This window comes from Flagellimonas marinaquae (genome assembly GCF_003992675.1).
Classification (GTDB): Bacteria; Bacteroidota; Bacteroidia; order Flavobacteriales; family Flavobacteriaceae; genus Flagellimonas; species Flagellimonas marinaquae.
This window is the reverse complement of sequence record NZ_RZMZ01000004.1, coordinates 184,540-205,310: the sequence shown is the minus strand read 5'-3', so window position 1 is coordinate 205,310 and position 20,771 is coordinate 184,540. Positions and strand designations below refer to the sequence as shown.

The window sequence follows — 20,771 nt, the reverse complement described above, 5'->3', positions numbered from 1 at the left end:
TTATTAAATTTTTTAATGTGCATTGGACATTTATAAATGTGTCTTAGCCACCAAAGAGCTTGAAGGTAAAGGAGGTGGCTTTGCGGTACAGTTTGAACTTCAACAGCACGATAAACCCAATGGAAGCCAGTTCGATCAGTGGTGCAAAAAATTCACTGCCCCAGTCCGTCCCGAACAGGTTGTTCCAAAAGCTTGTATTGATCTCCGTGTACAGGGCATTGACAAAGACATTGACCAAAAAGAAGGCCGGTACCAACATATATACCCCGGTATAGAGCTTAAAGAAGTTATAGGCCAGTCCCCTGAACTTTTCAAACACGGCCAAGCTGATCACCAAGGGAAAGAAGGCCCGCATAATGCCCAACAGGAAAAAGCGTTCCGCCAGGAACAGCGGATAGATGAACAGGTCCATCATCCATAGGAAAATCCCGATAACAAAGGCCAGCACCTTCAACCCGTACAAAGGGGTCACCAAGGCCTCGTACAACAGCGCCAACGCCTTTTTGGCAGCCTCCAGTGCGCCCACATCCCGTTCCAGATCCACATCCTGTAGCTGTAACGGGAGGAGCGCTGGGGCCGTATCTCGGTATTGGGTCTCAATGGACACCAAAATAGCATCAAAGACATCCAACACCTGTGTGGAGAAGATGACCAAGATCACGACGGCAAAGTTCTTGGCCAGTTCCGTGGGTGTCAGCCCCCAGGTATGCCCATCGGTAGCTGCGATGCCTTCGTTGTATTTCTTCAGAATGTTGACCAAAAAGAACAGCACGGCCAGTGCCTTCATGCCCGTAATGGTATACTGGGCAAAATCACTGTCCATGATGGTCCGGTAGACTGTATCCACATATTCCAATCCTATTCCCAAGAACATAATTCCCTAATATTGTGTTTCGCGATTATTGATCCTGTCCTGCATCTTCCTGAAGGAAATGATTTCCCTATAGCGTCTGGTCTTTACCTCCAGTTCGGCGACCATTTCGTGGGACTGGACTTTCTTTTCCATCAAAATGGCCGTGCGTTCCGCATCGGTCATTTTCAAAAAATCACTGGACAGGATCTGGTTCACAAAATCCAGGTCGTCTATGGCCGTGTCCATGATCTGTTCAAATGAGCGGGATACCTGCTCTACTTCCCCCGCTTTGATATAGGGAGAATTCAAAATATCCCTTACATCTTGCTGTACGGTCCTGAACAAAATCTCATTGTTCTTGGTCAGCTCCTGTAGGGCCTTCAATTGTTTGATTGTATTGCTGACCTTGACGACATTATCCTTTTGCTCTTTTAGAAATTGCACCGTCTTCAACAGTTCCGAGGTCTGTTTGGCCGACTCCACCAGCGATTTGGTCATGCTGATGAAGTTCGTATTGTCATACACCGGCATCCCCTGGCAGGCAGCGCCTGCCGGCAGTAATAAGGTGAAGGTTAAGGCAAATCCCAGTGTAAGGATCTTTTTCCTAAATGTTGGTTTCCTAATTGTTTTCATGTCGCTTTGTCTTTATGGTTAATGAATGTGGTGATGGCTTGTTCCATATCGTTCGTCTTTTCGAAAAGTTCCAGTATCTGGGTACTCTCTGTCCCATCCGTCAGATAGGCCGCAAAGACCTCTGGTGGTACTTCCAATCGGAAAATGTTGCTCTCCTTCCCGATCTTGATGAACATTTCGGTATACTTTCGATCCCCGCTCAGATTGTTTCGGATGGATCGCAGCTGGTTCAGGTCATGGGACGACAGGTTAAGCCTATTTTTCAGTTCGTCATAGCCCTTTTCGTTACGGAGACTGTAAATGACCTGGGTGTTCTCCAAAATGCTCGCGGAAGTGGAATTGTTGGGCAATTGGTTGATGGACTGTAGGATGATGCCAATGGCCCCGTTCTGCTTTCTAATGGCCTGATAATAGAACTCCACACTTTCCAGCACGTTCGCAAATTTCAGCTGCTTGGCAAACTCATCGAACAGGATGATGCCCCGTTCGGAACGGTTACGCCATATCGTGCGTTGGATGGCCGACTTGATGAGCTTGAGCATTACCGACAGGATTTCCTTGTTGTCCCGCACCTCGTCCAGTTCAAAGACGATCATCCGCTTGTCCTCGATGGTATAGGTCTGGTCCTCGCCGACATGGAACAGGAAGCTGTACAGGCCACCCGCCACATACTCCGATAGGATATGCAGAAACCCATAGACACTGAAATCCTCCTCCCTGATATGGAGATCCTTGATTAGATTGTCCTTATGATGGTCCACAAACTGGTACAATGACGCCAAGGAATGGTGTTCCCGCACAGTTTTGTAGTAATGGAGAAGCACCTTTTTCATGGCCACTTCCCTGCCCTTGGACACTGTATTGCCCTCTGCCAAGAGTTCCAACAGGAATACGGCCAGGTCCTCCAGCCTTTCAGGGGTCAGGTCGCCCTCCCCTGAAACATAAAAAGGGTTGATGCCCAGGTTCTTGCCCTGCTCGTACCGTAGGATGATGTGGTCATCCGCGTACAGCTTGGCAAATTTGGCATAAGAGCCCCCCAGATCGATAATGACCAGACGCACGCCCTGCTCAAAGAATTGACGAAGGATATTGTTGGCAAGAAAGGATTTGCCCTCGCCCGTTGGGGCGAAAATGGCAAAGTTCCGTGCCTTGATACGTTTTTTCCGTTCGTCCCAGACATCCTTCAAGACGGGGATGTTGTGTTGGCGGTCATTGAATAGGATCCCCGAATCATCGGATCTGTAACTCGTGTTGTTGATGTACAGGCACAGCGCATGTTTGAGATCCGTGACATACAGATCTTCGTTGGAGAAGTTGGTGGCATGGCAGGGATGCGAGTTCAAAAAGTAGTGCTTGCGTTCCTCGCCATTGGGATGATAGGGCACCATGTCCAATTCCTTGAACTCCCCCTTGATTTTGGAGCCTATCCGTTTTACATGTTCGGTTTCCGGATGCCAAAAAATGATATTGAGATGGCCACGGATAATACGGGATGAGTCATCGGTATTGATCTGGTCCAGGATTTGCTGTACCTTTTTGAGGACCACTTTGTTCCGGGAACCGAAATTGGAACTTTTGCTGAGCTCCTCCACTTTTTTGTCCAGTAGCTTACACCACTTGTGTTTGTCATCCAGATAGAGGATGTGGTTGATGATGTGGTTCTCGTTAAGGTCCAGTCCCAGGCCATCGATAAACCCTTGGTGAAAGCTAAAGTCATCCGAGGTGAATTTTTCATTGATCTTGCTGCTCTGGACCGTTCCGGCAAAACACCCTTCATTGTTGACGGCTATGGCATCAAAATAATGGTCGCCGATCTCGATATGTTTTTTGCCCAATAAAATGTCTGTATCGAAATCTTGGTTGAAACCATTGTAATAATCGTTCGTATGGGTGAGTATGTCAGCGGGTAGCATGGGCACCAATGACACTCTTTGGCAGTTGTTGATATAGGAAACGGCATCGTTCACCGCGGTGATGAATTCCGCTACCTGCGCATCCAATTTTCGATAATAGCCTTTTTCCGTTTTCCGAAAGGGATTCACATACTTGGAAGCGTTCAGGGCCTTGTCCAAGGGCAGCACAAAGAACAGATGGCTTTGATGGCTCAGGTATTCCCTGCCCTTAAAATAATCATGGGTGGCCTTTTCCAAAAAAGTACGATCGGGTAATTGCCCAGCATCATAGCCCACTTTTTGATATATGTCCTTTTTATGGATGACCGTACCAGTGGGCAGGGATTTGAAAGCCTGGAACCACATACTGTGTAGTTCCTCAAAATCGGGCTCGGAAAGGGAATACACTTCGGGAAAATCCACTTTGTAACAAAGTACTACATTGCCGTTGGAGGCAAACACGGTATGCCCCTGGATATCAAGAATGGGATGATATAAATTTAGGTTGATCTTATCCATAGGAAAGCGGACTTAGTTTTTTATTGCTGATGGTTTGGGGGAAGACCTTTTGGATAGCAAATACATTTGGGTTTTTGGCCAACTGCGCCAATGCCCCGAACAACAGGGCATTGAACAACAGCAGGGCTACGATGACACCAAGACTGAAGGAAAAGATGATGATCAGCAGGGAACCGATGACCGATACCATCATCAGGGCAAACAAGGAAATGGGCAAGCCCATGATCATGGCCTGCTTGCGGATATTTCTATAGACCTCGTACTTTTTCATCCTAGACCACTATTCCGATGAGATAGGTGAAGATGCCCACCACGGCCCCAGCGATCAGCACAAAGACCAGTACCCGGGTAATCCCTTTTTTCAAATCGGAGTTCTCCCCAAAGAAATGACCGGCATTGAACAAAAAGCCCACCAAAAAGATGACTCCGAGGATAATGGGGAATATCGCCCGAATGGTATCGGAAATATCGTTGACCGAATCCTCGATGCCACCAATCTGGGCAAAAACTGTATTGGAAATTAATAGTGATAACAGAGTGAAGTACAGTGCTTTTTTCATATCAAAAAGTGTTTAAAAATTCGTTTGGTTTTGATATTCGAAAATTACTGTATATTGACACATAAATAGTTGTATACCAGATATTTGTGAATAACATATTCATTGTTATGATTTGGTTTTTATTGCTGCGGATTGGCATCAAAATCTATGTAAAAAGCGGAATGCTATGTTGATAACCTTAAAACCCTGGGTCTGCAAATGCTTCAAAAACGTCAAACTTCGACTTCGCTCAGTTCAAGTTTTTGTCCTTTTGATGTGCAATTTCTATCCGCTTTTTGGTCAGCAAATGCCCCGTAAAGAAATTCTGGTCATTGACCCCGGACATGGTGGGGTGGATTCCGGCACCATTGGGATATATGGAGTTAGGGAAAAGGATGTGGCCTTAAGCGTGGCCAGGGAAATCGTTCGATGGAACCATACCTTTTTGGATGGCAAATACGATATCTATCTCACACGGTACACCGATACCTTGATATCCCTTGGAAATCGCTCCAGATTGGCAAAAGCCTTGCATGCCGATATGTTTGTGTCGCTGCATTGCAACCATGCGGAAAACTCGGAAGCAAATGGTATGGAGGTTTTTGTCCATAATAGGTCCGGACAATATTCTAGGGAAAGTATTCTATTGGGATCATTGATCCTGGATGAAGTGGTACGGAACCTTGGCATCGAACAACGGAGCATTGAATCTGCCAACTTTCAAGTGCTGCGGGAAGTTACCACTTGCGCGTCTGTTTTGGCTGAAATGGCCTTTCTGTCCCACCAGGATGAATCAGGCTATCTATTAAAGGGCAAGAACATCAAAGCCATCGCCTTGGCCATCCTATTGGGCATTGACAATTTTAAAAACCTGGAACTATGAAAGCATTTTTAATGGAAATCATCAAGATCATCGGAAAACTATTGGGAATGGTGCTCAAACGACAATGAAGTTATTTGCGCTTGTCCTTGCTGTTCTTTTCAAAGGCCACCAAATTGAACATCTGCCGCATGCGGCTCCTTACCCGCTTGCCATAACGTTCCTCCAGTTCCCGGGCATTGAGATTGGTGGTGCAATGGGTCTTGATCTGCCGGTTGACAAAAAGCTCGTAGCGCGACAACAGGATCTCCCCCATTACATTGCAATCCTTTCCATAATGCCTTCCCGTAGGTTCCACCCCAAGGTCATCAAAACAAAAGTACTGCCCATTGCCGTAGTCCTCAATAACCTTGAAACCAATGTGGTTGAAGCCGAACACGATATTTCGGCTGGGAATGACAGAATACGGTTTTTGGTAAGGCACCAGGAATTTCAATAGCCGCATCAGACTGGTCTTGCCACAGCCCACGGGCCCGGACAGCAACAGGCCCTTGTTGGGGTCGATGCCGTCCTTTTTGCAGCTGTCATAGTCCTTGATGATATAGTTGCAGAGTTTCAGCAATATCCCGCGGTCTTCCTTGTAGATCCTGAACCGCTCCCCGAACATCAGCTTGCCCTTGGCCTCCAGATAGATGAGCATCTTGTCAAAATCATAAAGGATGCTGTTGCCGCTCAGTTCTCCCAAGCGGTAGGTCAGGTTGCCCTCCGTGATGATATGTGGATGGTCCAGTTTCATAGTGGTTCCCCGTAATCCTTGTCCGAGGTGGTTTTTAGGTTGTCCCGATTTTGGCCAAGCCCGTTAGGTTTGTTGTCGTTTTCAAAATCCAACGGAATCATTTTTTTTAAATTTTCCGGTTTGTTATTGTTTTTATGATTTGTCCTAGTTTGTATATGTTTTATTATAGGTACCAGTGCTTGTCCACTGCTTGTCCCGATTTTGGTACGGCTTCGGTACACAGCTTGTCCATCACTTGTCCCAAAATCGAACATCTTGATACGGCTTCCCTTAAAAGGGTTATGGGAAGGGATATATAGCAAATAGTTCCAATGGCTCAACTGCTTGATGCATTTATGGTAAGTGGACTTGGAACCTATTTTTGAAAAGTCCATGACCTCTTCCCTGTTGATATGGAATTCCTCCCTAAAAAAATTATGGTTCCAAAGCTGAAAAAGGGCTACGTACAGACTGATATGGGTCGGGTTCAAACGGTTGTCCTTTGCAAATTGGTCAAAGACACCGTTCAGGTGTTTGATATAGTTGATGTCCTCCAAACCCCTAGAAGTTCTTGTTGACCTTGTTCCGCTCCAACACTTCCATGATCTCCCGCTGATCGTAATAGAGCACCCCTCCTATTTTGGTATAAGGCAATGTGCCATTGATACGCAAATTCTGTAGGGTTCCCGGGGAAATACCCAGAAGTTCCCGCACTTCATTAGATTTGAGCCATTTCTTGGCCGTAGTGCCATTGTGGTTTTGCAATAGTTCCTTGATGTCCTCCAAAAGTTCCACTTTGAACTCCATCAGGTCTTCCGAGGTAATAATGGTCGCTCCCATAATTTCTGAGTTTTAAAAAGAAGGACCACCGCATTACTCTCATTTCATTTGATGGCCCTTCCGTTGATTTGACTTTCAGGGCAAAACTGAAGAAGATTTTTGGAAAAACTTCCCAAGTTGGTACCAACTTGGGAACGATTTTTTTATCCTATAATTTGCATCGTTTTAGGGCCATTTGGATTTTTGGGACGTCCAAAAAAGCCTGAAAATTGGAAAAAAGGGGTGCCAACCCCCCCGAAAACCAAAATTCCCAAGTTGGTACCAACTTGGGAAAAGTTCGGGAGCTATTCTTCCAGGGATTCCATCCGCTGGTTGAGCATCTCGATGAGCCGTTCCAAGAACCGTGTCCTACTGCTCTTGCGGGAACGGATATCGATAAAGGTGTGGTAGTAATTGCCCAGATCCACATTGTAAAAGTATTCGAAATGGGAGGCCAGTTCCTTGATGTCAACGGTCCCACCATTGATGTATTTACTGGTGTGAAGGGCATAGAGGAGCTCGATCAGGTCCGTCTTGCTGCCGGTCCAAAATAATTTTGATGGTTTTTCCATAGGTGTGTTCTTTGTAGGTTCCATATTGTTGTTCAGATCGTCCACTTCCTTTCTCAGGTACACGATGAGCATGTCATAGGCCATAATGGTGGCCACCGTGCCGTCCTGACAGGTGGAGAACTGGTCATCGATCAAAAAGTGGAAGGATTCCAGGGGCATGCGCAGGTCCCGGTTGCCCCGGACAAAATACTGCTCGTCCATGGACATGGCCCCACGCCGGTAATAGTTATAGAATTCCAGGTTGTCGTTGAAGAAGGTCTGCAGCTTATCGATCTGTTGCTGCAGATATTTGACCTGGGCCACATCCTTTCCCCGCGGGCGTTTGCTCTCTATACTGAAGAGGCGGATGTAATAGATGAGCTTGCTAAAGATCTGTGGCTTGACATGCTTGAAGAAATAGATCTCATCCGCCTGTGTCTCAAAGTCCTTGCCCACAATCTGCTTTTGCAGTTTATGGATGCACTTCTCCACCAGTACGATGCCCTTCTCCGCTTTGTAAAGGATATCACCGTTCCCGCTTTCCAAGGCCTCCAACTGGCCCTCAAATTCCGATAGCAGCTTTTGGTATTTCATGGCACCGCTCCATTATTGCTGTCCCTCCATGACCCCCAAGAGTTCCAAGATAAAGTTATCACGGGTTTGGATATAAGCATATTTTTCCTGTATGATGGCACCGAGTTTCCGCTTTTCAAAGGCAGCGGTCATTCCAAAATCAACTTTTGGCATACCAAGGGCTATGGCCCGTTCAATGGTACGATAAAGTAATTGACGATAAATGGCGTATTGCGCCAAGGCACCATAATCCATCCCCACAAAGGCGGGGACGTACACCTGATTTGTATTGGTGTAACAGAACATAACGCCCACTACCCTATCCGGTTCATCAGTGGGGCACAGCACAATGAATTCCCATAAAGGGTTCTCGTTCATCCGATCAAAAAGCGCATCGGGGAAGGAATAGGTATTGAGCCCCAAGTTGTTGGACTGCACTTCCCCGAACAGTTTTCTGGCCTGGACCAATTGCACAGCAGTTAGTTTTTGGACTGCCGTGCATCGGACCAAGCCAAGATAGGGCTGTATATCCTTCCTGAAATGCCTCCTGTTTCTGGACGATAGTGCTTCGATATACTGTTCTATGGAAGGTGTTTCCTCTAGATCCACGGTACAGGAATCGGGCATTTGCACCCGGAGAAAGCCATGTCCGTAAAGATGACTGTTCCAATTGCTTTCCTTGGGAAAATCCCGAAGCACGGTCATTTTCGCCCCTAACTTCCGTTCCTCTTGTTCCATAAACTCCAAAAAATTGTTCATCGCCCGTTCGCCCAATGGATGCGCGCTGTCCCAATACACATGGTCTCCTTCGGTGAACAAACTGCCCATGGAAAGTATCATGGACGAAAGATGATAGGGGTCCGACCTTCGTTCCTCCTCAATGGATCGGGACAGCTCGGAAGGGGCCAACATATCGTCCTTCCATAGGGAAAAGGTCAAAAAGGTCATCAATACCGGATTTCCATTGACATCCCTTATGATCACATAACGGAACAACCAATTATGTTCTTTTTTTGAATTGCCCTGGAACACGGACTCCAGGAATTTCATTCCAGTCCAATCATATACACCCTGTCCGCCCAAACAACGGTTCCATGCTTCCCCATCTACCTGGTTTATGGATTCCTTGGCCTCCAAAGTAAGGTCACCCAATGGTCTGCGTTCCTCCCGTGTCTTGGGTTCCAATGTAAAGGCATGGAACACCCTTTCCGGGTTCGTCCCCGTCTCTTCCAAGGCTAAGGGAAAATGGTATGCCATGGCATCGGCCAGCCCTTTGATCTCGGCCTTTTCATTGTGTCTTGAGATGGTGATCCTAACCCCGGTGTTCTTGACCGGAACCGCTGGAAAGATGCCCAGATTTACATAAAAACCCTCCCCCATCAGGCGGTTGACAAAATTATAGCCCGTTTTGGGCATTCCCGTCCCTATGTAAAATACCGGGGATTCGTTCCGGTCTATCAAGGGAAGCTCCGTAGCTCCCAAACAAGCATTGAAATAATCGATACGCTCCCGAAGTTCCCCTTGCAGCTCATAGATTTCCTCAGACAGATGAATCTTGGCGGAAGCGATGGCAGCGGCCACGGAAGCGGGTTCCAACTGTGCCGAAAAGGTCAAGGGTCCCCCAAAGGTTTTGATCTTGTCATACATCCCGGTATTGGAACAGGCCAACACGGCCCCGCTGGCCCCAAAGGTCTTGCTCAGCGTACCGAACAGGAGCACATTCTCGGGCAACTCCCCCAATTGGTCCAAGACATAACCTGTACCCTTCTCCCCCACCCAACTCATCCCGTGCACATCATCAAAATAAAAATGCAATTGGGGATATTTTTCGGACAGGTCCATCAGCTCCTTTACCGGGGCATAGTCCCCGTACATGGAGTAGATCCCATCCGCCATATACCAGATGTGCCGCTTGGAATCCCGGTACTTCTTGATCTTGTCCTCCAGCATCTCCAAATTGTTGTGCCGTATCATTTCGATGGGCACGCTCCGTGTCTTGAGCATCTTGGACGCGTTCTGGACGCTCCAATGCACCTGATGGTCCAAAATAATGACATCACTATCTTCCACGGCACTGGGAATCACCCCCAAATGGCCCAAGGTGCTGTTCTTGGTAATGATAATGGGATGTCCGTACATTTCCCCAATGGATGATTCCAGCGCTTCGTACAGCGGATTGGAGATATAGGACTTGGAAAGTGGAAACTGGGTCCCGTATTTATCAATGGCCTCCTTGGCGGCCTCTTTTAATCGGACATCCTGTTCCAGCCCCAAATAGCCTGTGGTCCCAAAATGGAACATATCCTTACCGCCCACCCGGATGGTACGGCCCGAAAAGGATTCTCCCCCGGCATAGAGGTGCAGCACCCCGGCCTGTTTTGCATCGGTGAACACTTCATGCACGGTGTTCAAAAAATTGTGGTGTTTGATCTTAGCCATATCGTTTGGTTTAAATTGTCCTAAAAAGTAATGGCAATTGTCAGATTAAATGGTATGCTCAAATCATTTACTCCGTTTCAATCAAGTATTATTCCGTTTCAGTCAAGTCAAATACCTTTAATTTGGGACAGTGTTCCCCATGTTACGATACCGAAAAAAGTATTTTTGTAAATTCAGGGTTTTTACCAGTTTTCGCCACATGAGAAGATCACATGAAAACAAATACGCTGTTTACCTGATGACCGAAGCGTTGATGCACATCATTTATAAAAAAGACCTATGTATCGACCTCAGGGCCGCCCAACTCATTGTCCAAGATCGGATGATGCTACAAAACGCAAGGGAAATGCCCGTGCTCTGCGACATCCGTGAGGTACGGAGGGTCAATAAGCCGGCACGGGACTATTTGGCCTTGGAAGGGTCACAATGGATAACCGCCTTGGCATTTTTGATCGATCCCCCTGTGACGGATGTGATCAGCAGCATATACTTGGGCACCCATGCGCTAACGATCCCCACCCGGTCCTTTACCAAAAAATCCGAGGCCCTGGCCTTTTTAAAAAAACATGGCTAAATATGAAATCACCGACCATCCAAACGTCCCACTGTTTAAAAACCGACAACCATGCCGAACACCGATGATTTTAGGGTAAAACGCATCCAAAAGATGCTTTTGGAAATGGCCAAGGGCAACTTCTTCTATTCCCTTGAGCCTTCCGATAAAAATGACAATATCGCCTCTTTGGTGGTCATGCTGAACATGGTCAATGAGGAAATAGCGGCAGCCTTTATCCACCAAGGTTTTGCCAATGCGCACAACACTCCGCAATGTATCATCCAACTGTCCCTGATCTTGGACGCCAAAGGTCAAATTGAATTGGTCACCAACGGAACCTGCTCCCTGTTGTCCTGTATGCCAAAAGACCTTATCGGAAAGCCTATCACCGAACTCATGACCGAAAACTCCCAAAGGACTTGGTCAAAAAAGATGACCAAACATTTGAAACGGGACCGATCGGAAACGGTACTGTTCCTGGAATTCATTACGAACGATGGTCTTTTCCTGGCCAAGGATTGTCAAATATCGGTCTACCAGGCCTTGGATGGCAGCGGTCAGAAAATCGTGTTGAACTCCGTTTTCTTTTCCAAAGGGGAACCCTTTGAAACGGGGCTGCCCAAAAACAAGCTTAAAGTGACCAAGGGCATCAAGGAGCATAAGGTCACCTTGACCCCGGAGGACATCCAAATGATCCGGGAGGTCCATGACACGATCCTCAACAATTTGGACAAGGATCTTCCCTCGCTCAAGGACCTCGCCCTCCATATGGGGACCAACGAGTACAAACTGAAATATGGTTTCAAACAGATCTATGGCACCACCATCTTCCGTTTCCTGACCCAGGAACGTCTTAGAAAGTCAAAGACCCTTATCCAGCACAGCAACCTTTCCCTAAAGGAAATCGCCCACATGAACGGTTTCAAGAGCGCCGCCCATTTCTCCAGGGCCTTTCGGGACAAATACGGTAAGACCCCAACCGATTTAAGGAGGTAACCCCTTCAAAATGCGTAAATTACTCCCTTTGGGTCAAGGAATGCTCCGTTTCAAATAAATTGGACTCCCGAACTTTGTCATATCAAATCAAAAGATATGGTGTCCAAAAAAATATATCGAACCCTTGTCCCCACGGCCAGTTTCCTATTGGTCCTGTTGTTCGTATACACGGCCACCAGCAAACTATTGGACCTGGACACCTTCGAATGGCGGTTGGCACAAATGCCCCACCTCTCTACCCATGCCGATCTCCTCCAATGGGGAGTTCCCTTTTCGGAACTCACCATAACAGGCCTGTTATTATCCCCCAAGTTCCGCATCCTTGGGCTGTATGCCAGCTTCGCCCTACTTGGCCTCTTCTCGATATACATCATCGCCGTCCTGGCGTCCGATCATCCCACGCCCTGTTCCTGTGGGGGTATCATCTCCACATTGGGTTGGCGGGAACACATACTGTTCAATGGGGCCTTTATGCTTATGGCCCTTGGGGCCATCCTGCAGTCCAGGAGACAGACCAAATGACCGTCAAAAACAAAAAAACTGCGCAGCTGAGGGGAAGCCGAAAACCTCACCTAGAGTAGGCATTCATTATTAATACATAACATTATGAAAGCTAAATTTTTCAAATTGTTGTTACCGGCCTTTGCCATCATCATGGCGGTCGGCATGGCATTTGCCACGGAAGAGGCCAATAGCACCCAAACGGGCTATTACAACCATCCCATCTTGGGGGTTCAGGCCATCCCGACGGATTGCCCTGAAACCGGACAAGTGCTCTGTATGGAAGGACAGTGGCAGGTCTTTAAGGACCCTGCACTCACCATTCCATTGTACGAAAGGTTCGAATAGATAATCCTTTCAAAACTAAAGGTGTCCCTAGGGACACCTTTATCACTAACTCAAAACACAACGAAACTTCAAGCCTCGCAGTCCTTTCCAAAACTTCTGCTACAATACAACAAATTTGCTTCATCCTTTAACCACCGGTCAACTCCTCCAACTTGGCCAAGCACCAGGCCCAATGCCCGCTGGATTCCAAATTCTTATGGCGCTTTAAGGATTTCCGCAACAGGCGTTGCAGGTCCAGCAGTTGTTCCATGACGACACCTAATGAATGATCGGAATGCACAAAGGCCATCTCATCCACCCCAAATTGGAACCGCTCCTTTTGAAAGTTTTGGTTCCATTTTTCCAAGTACAGCGCTTGAATGGCCTGCTTCCGGGCAGGTACCATCCCGGTACCCTCCAACAACTCCTTAAAAAGCCGCTGCTGCAGCTCCTCGACATACCAGTCCAATGCCCCTTCAAAGCCCTCTAAGGTTTCCAGATGCTCCAAGCGTTTCATCCGTTGTGGTCTCATCAGTTCCATCAAGAGCAGTTTTTGATAGTTTAGCACAAGATCGGGATGGCTCGAATACCGAATGTCCATGCCCAGATCGGGACGGGTCAACCATTGGGGAGGGTCAAAGGCCTGTTCCATGAAATAATCCATGGCCTCCTGCTGCCTTGTAAAATCAACAGGGGTGTACATGTTTCCCTCTTGGTTCATGGATTTGTAAAACACCTCATAACCTCCGACCATGGAAAGCACATTTTGCATGGTATGGTACCAAAGTTCCAATCCCTGGGCATATATGCGTTTGCTCCGCGCCATATCCGTTCTCCCTTGGTTGGTATCGGGCAAGAGGGCCAATGCCCGCTCCAAATTGGCCAAGGCACGTTTTGCCCCTCCCACGGGATCATTGGTCTCTACCACTTCATTGGTGTTTCCCGGGCCAATGATCTCATAATTACTATCGTTATACCTATACCACGGTACGGAATCCTGCCATCGGATCATTTCTTCCAATCGCTCCGATTTCTGCTTTTTGCCCCATCCCGAGGGGAACTCCGTATACGCCCATTGGATATAGTAGTGGTCTGTGGGACCTACCTTTTGGATCAACAAATGCGGCGGAACACTATCTTTGGGCTGTGCCATATTATTGTGCCTGGCATAGGACATCACACTGGGCGTATGTCCCATATCCTTGAGCCACTGCGCATCGCCCATACGCTCCAAAGGGTATTGGAACTCCCCAAAGTGGTTATCCTTGATACCGAGGGCATGCCCGGTCTCATGCGCCGTCAAAAATTGGATCAGCTCCCCTGTAAGAGCATCGGGAAAGGGATACCGCGCCCTTGGATCTAAAGCAGCACAGCGCACAAAATATTCGTCCTGTAACCGCTGTAGTGAAGTCCCCAACAGAATATCCGACTTTATGATTTCCCCAGAACGATGGTCAACGACCAAAGTGACCGTCCCTCCTCCACCTAACGCTTCTCGGCCCCTGACGTTGTGGTACCTTCCCCATCGGAGGACGGAGTTCCCCAAACTACGGTTTTCCCACGCATCCAAACTATCCATCTCCTTTACGATAATGGCATTTGTAAATCCTGCCGCCTCAAACGCAGGGAGCCATTCCAGAACACCGGCCTTGACATAGGGCCTCCATTTCTCGGGAATATCAGGTGATATCAAAAATGTAATGGACTTTTGGGGCACACTCCGTTCACGGTCCTTAAACTTTTTGGCCAATCGCCATCGCCCTATGCTACCAACCTTATTTTCCGTTTGGTCCCCGGTCCTATCCTGGTCCTCGACCCAATAGGCCATACGGTAATCATAGGGCCTCGGCTCCATGGGTTCGGGCAATACCAGAAAGCTGAAAAACACAGATTCCAAAAACGAGACCCCCTCCTTGGAAAACCCTATCCGGGTTTGCACCATCAGTTCACCATCCTTGTGCTTTACCCCGACCACCTCGGAGAGATGGCCCAAACGGGGCAAGGAGGACATATGCTGCCAAGGAATCGATCCATCCAATACCACTGACGTCATATCGATCCGATAGGCATTCCCATCATATGCCATGATCGGAAATTCCCCAAGAAAGATCCTTTCCAGGGAAATATCCCCATTCAAGGGCAACCAGATTCCCATCTCCGACCATACACGAGGTTGCTCCAAATACAGCCGTTCCCCTTCCTTACGGAACTGCACATGCTTGGAATCATAAAATTCACTATCCCCGGTACTTGTCCATAATAGGGTCTTTTCCAAAAGGGACGAGGGAACATCGACCCATAATTTGCCCTCCACTACTTGTGCCGTAAGAAAAGGAGTTGTTACATCGGATGCTATACCATCTAAATCCTTCACCATTTGCGAGTAGCCATTCACCGCCCATAAGGGTATCATCCATACCAATATATAAACCAACTTTTTCATCCTATGAATTCTTTTGTCAAACATTAATATCCAGGGTTTTGTGGCAAGAGATTGGGATTGATCTCCAATTCACTCTCGGGAATGGGCAACAGTACATGGGTATCCTCCCAATTGGCCTTTAAGGGTGCCATCACCTCTGTTGCCCGTCCGGTACGTTTCAGGTCCATCCAGCGCAATCCCTGCTCCGCAAAGAGTTCCACGCGTCTTTCTTGGTATATGGCCTCCAGCAGTTCCGTTTGCCCGACCAAATTCACATCCCCCAGACCGGCACGATTGCGTACCGCATTGAGGTCCTGTCGGGCCCCGTCCAGATTCCCCAACTGTGCCCTGGCCTCCGCCCGGATCAGGTATTGCTCCGCCAATCGGAACACAATGGAATGCTCCAAGGATGCCGTTTCATTGAACAACGCCTTGTACTTATGGGCATAGGACAGCGTAAGGGTACCATCGGCATCCGATATTTCATCGGTCCAACGCTCCAAACGGCCATCCCCCACTTCAAAAGCATCCAACAGGGAGGGCGTAAGCGCAAAGCGCTGCCCGGGAATGAACTGGATCACCAATTGATTGGCCTCTTGGGTATTGCTAAGGTCATTGCCAGGTTTGAACTGCCAAATGGTCTCCCCCGATTCCTTAAGAAATACCCGGTCCAAATCGGGTTCCAAGGGAAAGGCAGCGATCAGTTCCCCAGCAGTGGCAGCGGCCAACTCCCACTGCTGTGTATACAGGGCCATTCGGGCCAACAGGGCACGGGCCACATCGGCATCGGGCACCACCCTATCCCCCACGGGAATATCCGCACCGTCCATCAAAGCGACCGCTTGCTCAAGGTCCGCAACAATGGCTTCATACACCAGCGCTGTCTCCAACCGTGAAGTGTTGGTGTTCACCACATAATCCGTGGTGGTGATATAGGGAACATCCCCAAAAACACCCACCAGTAAACTGTGCACATAGGCCCGGACAAACAGCGCCTGTCCCTTGTAGCGTTCCACTTCCATCGCGCTCAGTCCCTCCGACGCTTCCAATCCCGCAATGATGTCATTGGCGGCATAAATGACCTGATAGCCCTGTGTCCACCATCCCAAGAGCACCGCATTCTGTGGTGTCACCGTATGACGGTACAATTGGACAAAATCACCGTTGAAAGCGTAATAATCCAGCTCGTCGGCATAGATACCCAATAGGGTCGTAAATCCCGAATTCCCGGACACCATCCCATCTTCCCTTAGGGAGAAATAGAGATTGGCCAGGGCCGATTCCACCGTGGAGGGGTCATCGAACACCCTTTGGGCGACCAAGGTATTCTTGGGAGGGTCCACCTCCACAAAATCCGAGCAGCCAAGGGTGCCCAACAGTACTATCCATGGACAAGCCTTCCACATCAGGCCCATCAAAAATTGTTTTTTGCTATAAAATATCTGTCTCATAATTCATTTGTATAAGGTTAAAATCCCAACTGTAGTCCCAAGGTCAACTGCCGTAACTGCGGTAAACGCACGGTGGAGGGCTGCTCCGGATCGGGCCCGGTATAGTCGGTGATCGTCCAAAGGTTCTGTCCCTGTAGGTAAACATTGATGTCCAGACGATCCCCAAGGTTCGGGACCCTATAATTGAGGGTGATGTTCCTAAGCCGGATGAAGGAGGCGTCCGATACCGCCGCATTGCTCCTGGACTGAAGTGCTCCCGTGTCCTCCCCGGGAGCAAGTCCGGCAGAGGCCAATTGAACGGTGGCCTCATCACCGGGCTCTTGCCATCTATCCAACAAACGGATGGGCAGGTTCCTGCGCGCGCCCGGCACCGAAAAGGCCCGGAGCTCATTATAGGCCTTTTGTTTCTTGAACTGGAAAAAGAAATCCAGCCCCAAATTGCCCCATCGGATATTTTGCCCAAAACCCCCGTAGAATTCCGGGGCTAGGTCCTCCAACCACTCCCGGTCGCCTAGACTGGTGATCTCCCCGTCCCCGTTGAAGTCCTCGAATTGATAGATGCCCGTTTCAGGGTCCACCCCAAGGGACTCGTACAATCGAACGATGGTCAAGGGCTCCCCGATGATGTAGCGATCGGCAAAGGTGGAATCTTCCAGACCATCAAAGGCAATTAGTTTATTTTCGGGGACCGTCAAGGTAAAGCGGGTGGACCATCCAAAATCCTTCCCTTGGAACATCATGGCATTGAGATCTACTTCCACCCCGGTATTCTCCACCGTGGCATCAAAATTCCCGGTCAGTTCCGAAAAACCAGTGGTCGCTGCCAAGGGGATACCGATCAACTGGTTGCTGGAGCGGTTCCGAAAAAAGGAGGTCTCCAATCGCAACCTATCACGAAAGAACCCCAGTTCCAGGCCCACTTCCAATTTCGTATTCGATTCCCATCCAAACAAGGGATTGAAAATGCCCGTGGGCTCCAAAATGCTGATACCGTTGTAATCAAAACCCGTCACATCATAGGTGTCCAAAAAGCGGTAATCCCCGATATTGTCACTGCCCGTGGTCCCATAGCTGCCACGAAGCTTCCCAAAGCTCAACCAGCTGCTATTGGCAAAAGGCTTTTCCTCGGAAAACAACCAGGCCAATCCAACGGCCCCAAAATTGCCGAACTGCCTGCCCGGTCCAAATCGGGAAGAACCGTCACGCCTACCCGTCAGGTTCAGGATATAGCGGTCCAGGAAATTGACGTTGACCCTACCGAATACCGCGGTATAGGCATATTCGCTATCAGTGTCCCCCAATACCTCCACGGTACTGGCCGCGGCAAGGTTTTGGATCAACAGGTCATTGGGATAGCCCGTCCCCCTTTGCACAAACTGCTGGGCGGTTTCCTTTTGAAAGGTAGTACCCAACAACACTTCTACATCGAAGGTGTTCCATGTGGGATTCCAACTGATCTGGGGCTCCACGATCCAAGATTCACGATCGGCCGTATTCAGCGTCAAGGAAGAATAGGTCTGTGGCGTCAATCCACGTCCGGGGTTCACTGCGGAACTGGGCAAGGTACGATAGGAATCCAATTGGTACCTATTATATCCCAAACTGGTCCGAACCTCAAGATCGGGCCATAGCGCATAGGACAACAACGCATTGGAAATAAGGGTCTGGCTTGCCTGTCCGAACCGCTCCTCCAAGGCAGCAAAAGGATTGTCAAAGGTATTGTCCTCCCAATTGAGGTTGCCCTCATCATCATAGATCTCAGGGGCATTGGGCTCCAAGGTGTAGGCAACGCTCGTCAGATCGGAGCGTGGCATCAAGTTGTCCTCTCGGGTATAGAGGGTGGACAGATTGATCTTGAACCGCCCATTATCGGATCGATGCGACAGATTGCTGTTCACATTGGCCTTTTTATAATTCGCATCTCCAGGAAAAACCGTGGTCTCCTTTAGGTAGGACCCACTGATCAGGAACTGGGTGCGTTCACTGCCTCCGGAAACGGACAATTGCAGATTGTTCCGATAGGCGGTACCCCCAATCAGTTCTTCCTGCCAATCGGTATACCGATCATTGTCCCAAGTCTTGATATCCGGCCATGCAAAATCAAAGGCGGGATTCTCCAAAAAGTCCCCAAACCCATCATTGACCACCCCTTCACGGCGGAGCTCCAGGTATTGTTGGGTATTCAACAACTCCAGAAAATTGGTGACCCTTCCCAACGAAGAGCTCATTTGGGCATTGAACCGGGTCTCCCCGACCCTACCCTTCTTGGTGGTGATCAGTACCACCCCATTGGCCCCACGGGAACCATAAATGGCGGTGGCATCGGCATCCTTGAGCACCTCTATGCTCTCAATGTCGTTGGGATTAATGGCATTCAGCGGACTGGTGTTCCCGCCCAATATCTGCCCGGAAACATCGTTGGACCCCAAGGACTGTGAACTGATGGGCACCCCGTCCACGATAAAAAGGGGGTCGGAAGCCCCATTGATAAAGTTCCTGCCACGGATATCAATGGTAAAGCCCCCACCGGGCACGCCCGTGTTTTGAACAATGTTCACCCCGGATAGTTGCCCTTGCATGGCCGCCAAGGGATTGCCCACAGGCTGCTTTTCCATCATTTCAGCCTTGATTGTGGCAATGTTCCCGGTACGTTCCCGCTCGGAAACGGTATAGTAACCCGCATTGAGCACCACTTCGCCCAATACCGTCACATCCTCTTCCATAATGACCGAAACCTCTTCCCTACCCGCAATAGGCACGGTAAGGGTCTTGAAACCCACCATGGAAAAGACCAGAACATCGGAAGGACCGGCAGTAATGGAAAAGGAACCATCCAGACCGGACATGGTCCCGATATCCTTGGATTCCACCACAAGGTTCACCCCGGCCAAGGGCTCTCCCGCGCTATCGGTGACGGTGCCGGAAACGGTGGCCTGTGGTGGTTCCAAGAAAGTGCCCGCCTGCATATAAAAAGTACAAAAGGGCATTAATAAAGCATATAGGAGCACGAACAGGGATGCCCTGCGCATGCGTATTGTTATGAGTTGCATAAATTGAGTTCTTTTAATTAAAGCGTTAGTTATTCTCCACACTGCCCACGAAGTCCCGACAAAGTCGTAACTTACCTTAGGACATCAAGGTTCGGACATAGGCCATCCTGCCCGGGTGAAAACTTACCCAGAAATAGGATTCCTAAACCAAAAAAGACCATGGTTTCGTGATTGGGCCGGTTGCCCTAAAAGTGTAGTCGTTGGTAGTGGGACAAAAGGATATCGTGAACCGGAAAAGTGTGTAACGTGTATCCCACAACCGTGGCCTTGGGATTATACGGGGTTCTTGGGCTTCTTTTTAAACAGGATATCGAACACCGAGTGCGATGCCCCAAAAACAGGACAATAACACGGTGTGAACCCTACAAAAAAAAATTGCCAAATGTTTCCCATAACCCGTTGGTTGGGCGAAACCCCGAAAGGACCAAAGAAACCAAACGCTAAGAAGAAAGTTGCAATGAACCAATACACCTAAAAAAGGCGCGGGACTCAACTTATCTAAATAGAGGTACTGGTGATACCGTGCAACGATAAGAGAGCCCACGCCCGGGTCGTGAGCCATCTGCTTATTGTCCTGTTGCAAAAATTACCAGTTTTCTATTTAAGGACTCTAAGCGAAAGCTTCAAATATTGTCTATACGAAGAATCGCAAATGTATGTATTCAGTTCCAAATATAACGAAATATAAAAATGTAATCCAAATGGCTTACATGTTTTTTTACAATTAAATGAAAATTGCAATATGGGTAAGCTAAAACCAGAGGATATTGCATTGAACAATAAAATTGCGCATAGAATCAAGGAATTGCGAATAAAGGCTGACCCTAATCAAAAAAGGTTTGCAGAAAACAATGATTTGGAAAGGCAAACTTTAAACAGGTGGGAAAGTGTTAATGACAACCGAGGAGTTTCAATACACACAATCAGTAAATTTTGCAAAATGGTTAATATAAGCCTAAAAGAATTTTTTGCTTCAGACTCATTTAAGAATCAATAATTCTAATTTCCTCGAACTAATTCCCTTTCTCTTTTTTAAATTCCTTACAGAAATTCGC

The 20,771-nt window shown here is 48.3% G+C and carries 19 protein-coding genes; 6 read left to right on the top strand and 13 right to left on the bottom strand.

Annotation, left to right across the window (positions count from 1 at the left end; genetic code table 11):
- Nucleotides 1-43 precede the first annotated feature (43 nt).
- The 5 genes from EO130_RS02160 to EO130_RS02140 are packed head-to-tail and all read right to left on the bottom strand — an operon-like array spanning nucleotide 44 to nucleotide 4,457.
- A complete protein-coding gene (locus EO130_RS02160) occupies nucleotides 44-874 on the bottom strand; it encodes a hypothetical protein (RefSeq protein WP_127139881.1) in 831 nt (276 codons plus the stop codon).
- A 6-nt stretch (nucleotides 875-880) separates the two neighbouring features.
- Nucleotides 881-1,486, bottom strand: a complete 606-nt coding sequence (locus EO130_RS02155) for a conjugal transfer protein (RefSeq protein WP_206513108.1) — start codon at nucleotides 1,484-1,486, stop codon at nucleotides 881-883.
- Nucleotides 1,483-3,897 (bottom strand): TraG family conjugative transposon ATPase, encoded by a 2,415-nt coding sequence (locus tag EO130_RS02150; protein ID WP_127139880.1) that lies wholly within the window; start codon nucleotides 3,895-3,897, stop codon nucleotides 1,483-1,485. The genes EO130_RS02155 and EO130_RS02150 overlap by 4 nt, the downstream gene beginning before the upstream one ends.
- Nucleotides 3,890-4,168, bottom strand: coding sequence for a hypothetical protein (locus EO130_RS02145; RefSeq protein WP_127139879.1), 279 nt, complete (start codon nucleotides 4,166-4,168; stop codon nucleotides 3,890-3,892). Before EO130_RS02145 ends, EO130_RS02150 begins: the two co-directional genes overlap by 8 nt.
- Before the next feature lies 1 nt (nucleotide 4,169).
- Complete coding sequence (locus EO130_RS02140; RefSeq protein ID WP_127139878.1) at nucleotides 4,170-4,457, bottom strand: hypothetical protein; 288 nt, start codon at nucleotides 4,455-4,457, stop codon at nucleotides 4,170-4,172.
- Nucleotides 4,458-4,743: 286 nt separating this feature from the next.
- Here EO130_RS02140 and EO130_RS02135 point away from each other — a divergent pair, with 286 nt between their 5' ends.
- Entirely contained in the window at nucleotides 4,744-5,319 is a 576-nt protein-coding gene (locus tag EO130_RS02135; protein ID WP_241244281.1) for an N-acetylmuramoyl-L-alanine amidase family protein, read from the top strand.
- A 70-nt stretch (nucleotides 5,320-5,389) separates the two neighbouring features.
- Here EO130_RS02135 and EO130_RS02130 read toward each other — a convergent pair whose 3' ends face one another.
- The 5 genes from EO130_RS02130 to EO130_RS02110 all read right to left on the bottom strand — a co-directional run bounded on the left by EO130_RS02130 (nucleotide 5,390) and on the right by EO130_RS02110 (nucleotide 10,413).
- Entirely contained in the window at nucleotides 5,390-6,052 is a 663-nt protein-coding gene (locus EO130_RS02130) for a P-loop NTPase family protein (protein WP_206513107.1), read from the bottom strand.
- On the bottom strand, nucleotides 6,049-6,588 hold the full coding sequence (locus EO130_RS02125) for a hypothetical protein (RefSeq protein ID WP_127139876.1): 540 nt from the start codon (nucleotides 6,586-6,588) through the stop codon (nucleotides 6,049-6,051). The genes EO130_RS02130 and EO130_RS02125 overlap by 4 nt, the downstream gene beginning before the upstream one ends.
- A gap of 4 nt (nucleotides 6,589-6,592) precedes the next feature.
- Nucleotides 6,593-6,871 carry a helix-turn-helix domain-containing protein gene (locus EO130_RS02120; protein ID WP_127139875.1) on the bottom strand — a complete coding sequence of 93 codons (279 nt, stop codon included), beginning with the start codon at nucleotides 6,869-6,871 and terminating at the stop codon, nucleotides 6,593-6,595.
- 284 nt (nucleotides 6,872-7,155) lie between these two features.
- Nucleotides 7,156-7,995: an RteC domain-containing protein gene (locus tag EO130_RS02115; RefSeq protein WP_127139874.1), complete on the bottom strand. Its 840-nt coding sequence runs from the start codon at nucleotides 7,993-7,995 to the stop codon at nucleotides 7,156-7,158.
- A gap of 12 nt (nucleotides 7,996-8,007) precedes the next feature.
- A complete protein-coding gene (locus EO130_RS02110; protein WP_127139873.1) occupies nucleotides 8,008-10,413 on the bottom strand; it encodes a bifunctional aminotransferase class I/II-fold pyridoxal phosphate-dependent enzyme/GNAT family N-acetyltransferase in 2,406 nt (801 codons plus the stop codon).
- Nucleotides 10,414-10,612: 199 nt separating this feature from the next.
- On the opposite strand from EO130_RS02110, the gene EO130_RS02105 reads away from it, so the two are divergent.
- From EO130_RS02105 to EO130_RS02090, 4 genes are all read left to right on the top strand, one after another.
- Nucleotides 10,613-10,987: a DUF7793 family protein gene (locus EO130_RS02105; RefSeq protein ID WP_127139872.1), complete on the top strand. Its 375-nt coding sequence runs from the start codon at nucleotides 10,613-10,615 to the stop codon at nucleotides 10,985-10,987.
- A gap of 51 nt (nucleotides 10,988-11,038) precedes the next feature.
- A complete protein-coding gene (locus EO130_RS02100) occupies nucleotides 11,039-11,965 on the top strand; it encodes an AraC family transcriptional regulator (protein ID WP_127139871.1) in 927 nt (308 codons plus the stop codon).
- A gap of 96 nt (nucleotides 11,966-12,061) precedes the next feature.
- Complete coding sequence (locus tag EO130_RS02095; protein ID WP_127139870.1) at nucleotides 12,062-12,487, top strand: MauE/DoxX family redox-associated membrane protein; 426 nt, start codon at nucleotides 12,062-12,064, stop codon at nucleotides 12,485-12,487.
- 84 nt (nucleotides 12,488-12,571) lie between these two features.
- On the top strand, nucleotides 12,572-12,814 hold the full coding sequence (locus EO130_RS02090) for a DUF6520 family protein (RefSeq protein WP_127139869.1): 243 nt from the start codon (nucleotides 12,572-12,574) through the stop codon (nucleotides 12,812-12,814).
- Nucleotides 12,815-12,941: 127 nt separating this feature from the next.
- On the opposite strand, the gene EO130_RS02085 is transcribed toward EO130_RS02090, so the two are convergent.
- Genes EO130_RS02085 through EO130_RS02075 form a run of 3 tightly spaced genes read right to left on the bottom strand, consistent with a single transcriptional unit; the run spans nucleotide 12,942 to nucleotide 19,716 of the window.
- Nucleotides 12,942-15,236 carry a zinc-dependent metalloprotease gene (locus tag EO130_RS02085; RefSeq protein ID WP_164732854.1) on the bottom strand — a complete coding sequence of 765 codons (2,295 nt, stop codon included), beginning with the start codon at nucleotides 15,234-15,236 and terminating at the stop codon, nucleotides 12,942-12,944.
- A gap of 23 nt (nucleotides 15,237-15,259) precedes the next feature.
- Entirely contained in the window at nucleotides 15,260-16,666 is a 1,407-nt protein-coding gene (locus EO130_RS02080) for a RagB/SusD family nutrient uptake outer membrane protein (RefSeq protein ID WP_127139867.1), read from the bottom strand.
- Between the two features lie 17 nt (nucleotides 16,667-16,683).
- On the bottom strand, nucleotides 16,684-19,716 hold the full coding sequence (locus EO130_RS02075; protein WP_127139866.1) for a SusC/RagA family TonB-linked outer membrane protein: 3,033 nt from the start codon (nucleotides 19,714-19,716) through the stop codon (nucleotides 16,684-16,686).
- 742 nt (nucleotides 19,717-20,458) lie between these two features.
- On the opposite strand from EO130_RS02075, the gene EO130_RS02070 reads away from it, so the two are divergent.
- Nucleotides 20,459-20,713, top strand: a complete 255-nt coding sequence (locus tag EO130_RS02070) for a helix-turn-helix transcriptional regulator (protein WP_127139865.1) — start codon at nucleotides 20,459-20,461, stop codon at nucleotides 20,711-20,713.
- The last annotated feature ends 58 nt before the right edge of the window (nucleotides 20,714-20,771 follow it).

Coding starts and splice junctions, on each gene's coding strand:
- EO130_RS02160 (WP_127139881.1), bottom strand. CDS start 874: ATGTTCTTGGGAATAGGATTGGAATATGTGGATACAGTCTACCGGACC.
- EO130_RS02155 (WP_206513108.1), bottom strand. CDS start 1,486: ATGAAAACAATTAGGAAACCAACATTTAGGAAAAAGATCCTTACACTG.
- EO130_RS02150 (WP_127139880.1), bottom strand. CDS start 3,897: ATGGATAAGATCAACCTAAATTTATATCATCCCATTCTTGATATCCAG.
- EO130_RS02145 (WP_127139879.1), bottom strand. CDS start 4,168: ATGAAAAAGTACGAGGTCTATAGAAATATCCGCAAGCAGGCCATGATC.
- EO130_RS02140 (WP_127139878.1), bottom strand. CDS start 4,457: ATGAAAAAAGCACTGTACTTCACTCTGTTATCACTATTAATTTCCAAT.
- EO130_RS02135 (WP_241244281.1), top strand. CDS start 4,744: ATGCCCCGTAAAGAAATTCTGGTCATTGACCCCGGACATGGTGGGGTG.
- EO130_RS02130 (WP_206513107.1), bottom strand. CDS start 6,052: ATGAAACTGGACCATCCACATATCATCACGGAGGGCAACCTGACCTAC.
- EO130_RS02120 (WP_127139875.1), bottom strand. CDS start 6,871: ATGGGAGCGACCATTATTACCTCGGAAGACCTGATGGAGTTCAAAGTG.
- EO130_RS02115 (WP_127139874.1), bottom strand. CDS start 7,995: ATGAAATACCAAAAGCTGCTATCGGAATTTGAGGGCCAGTTGGAGGCC.
- EO130_RS02110 (WP_127139873.1), bottom strand. CDS start 10,413: ATGGCTAAGATCAAACACCACAATTTTTTGAACACCGTGCATGAAGTG.
- EO130_RS02105 (WP_127139872.1), top strand. CDS start 10,613: ATGAGAAGATCACATGAAAACAAATACGCTGTTTACCTGATGACCGAA.
- EO130_RS02100 (WP_127139871.1), top strand. CDS start 11,039: ATGCCGAACACCGATGATTTTAGGGTAAAACGCATCCAAAAGATGCTT.
- EO130_RS02095 (WP_127139870.1), top strand. CDS start 12,062: ATGGTGTCCAAAAAAATATATCGAACCCTTGTCCCCACGGCCAGTTTC.
- EO130_RS02090 (WP_127139869.1), top strand. CDS start 12,572: ATGAAAGCTAAATTTTTCAAATTGTTGTTACCGGCCTTTGCCATCATC.
- EO130_RS02085 (WP_164732854.1), bottom strand. CDS start 15,236: ATGAAAAAGTTGGTTTATATATTGGTATGGATGATACCCTTATGGGCG.
- EO130_RS02080 (WP_127139867.1), bottom strand. CDS start 16,666: ATGAGACAGATATTTTATAGCAAAAAACAATTTTTGATGGGCCTGATG.
- EO130_RS02075 (WP_127139866.1), bottom strand. CDS start 19,716: ATGCAACTCATAACAATACGCATGCGCAGGGCATCCCTGTTCGTGCTC.
- EO130_RS02070 (WP_127139865.1), top strand. CDS start 20,459: ATGGGTAAGCTAAAACCAGAGGATATTGCATTGAACAATAAAATTGCG.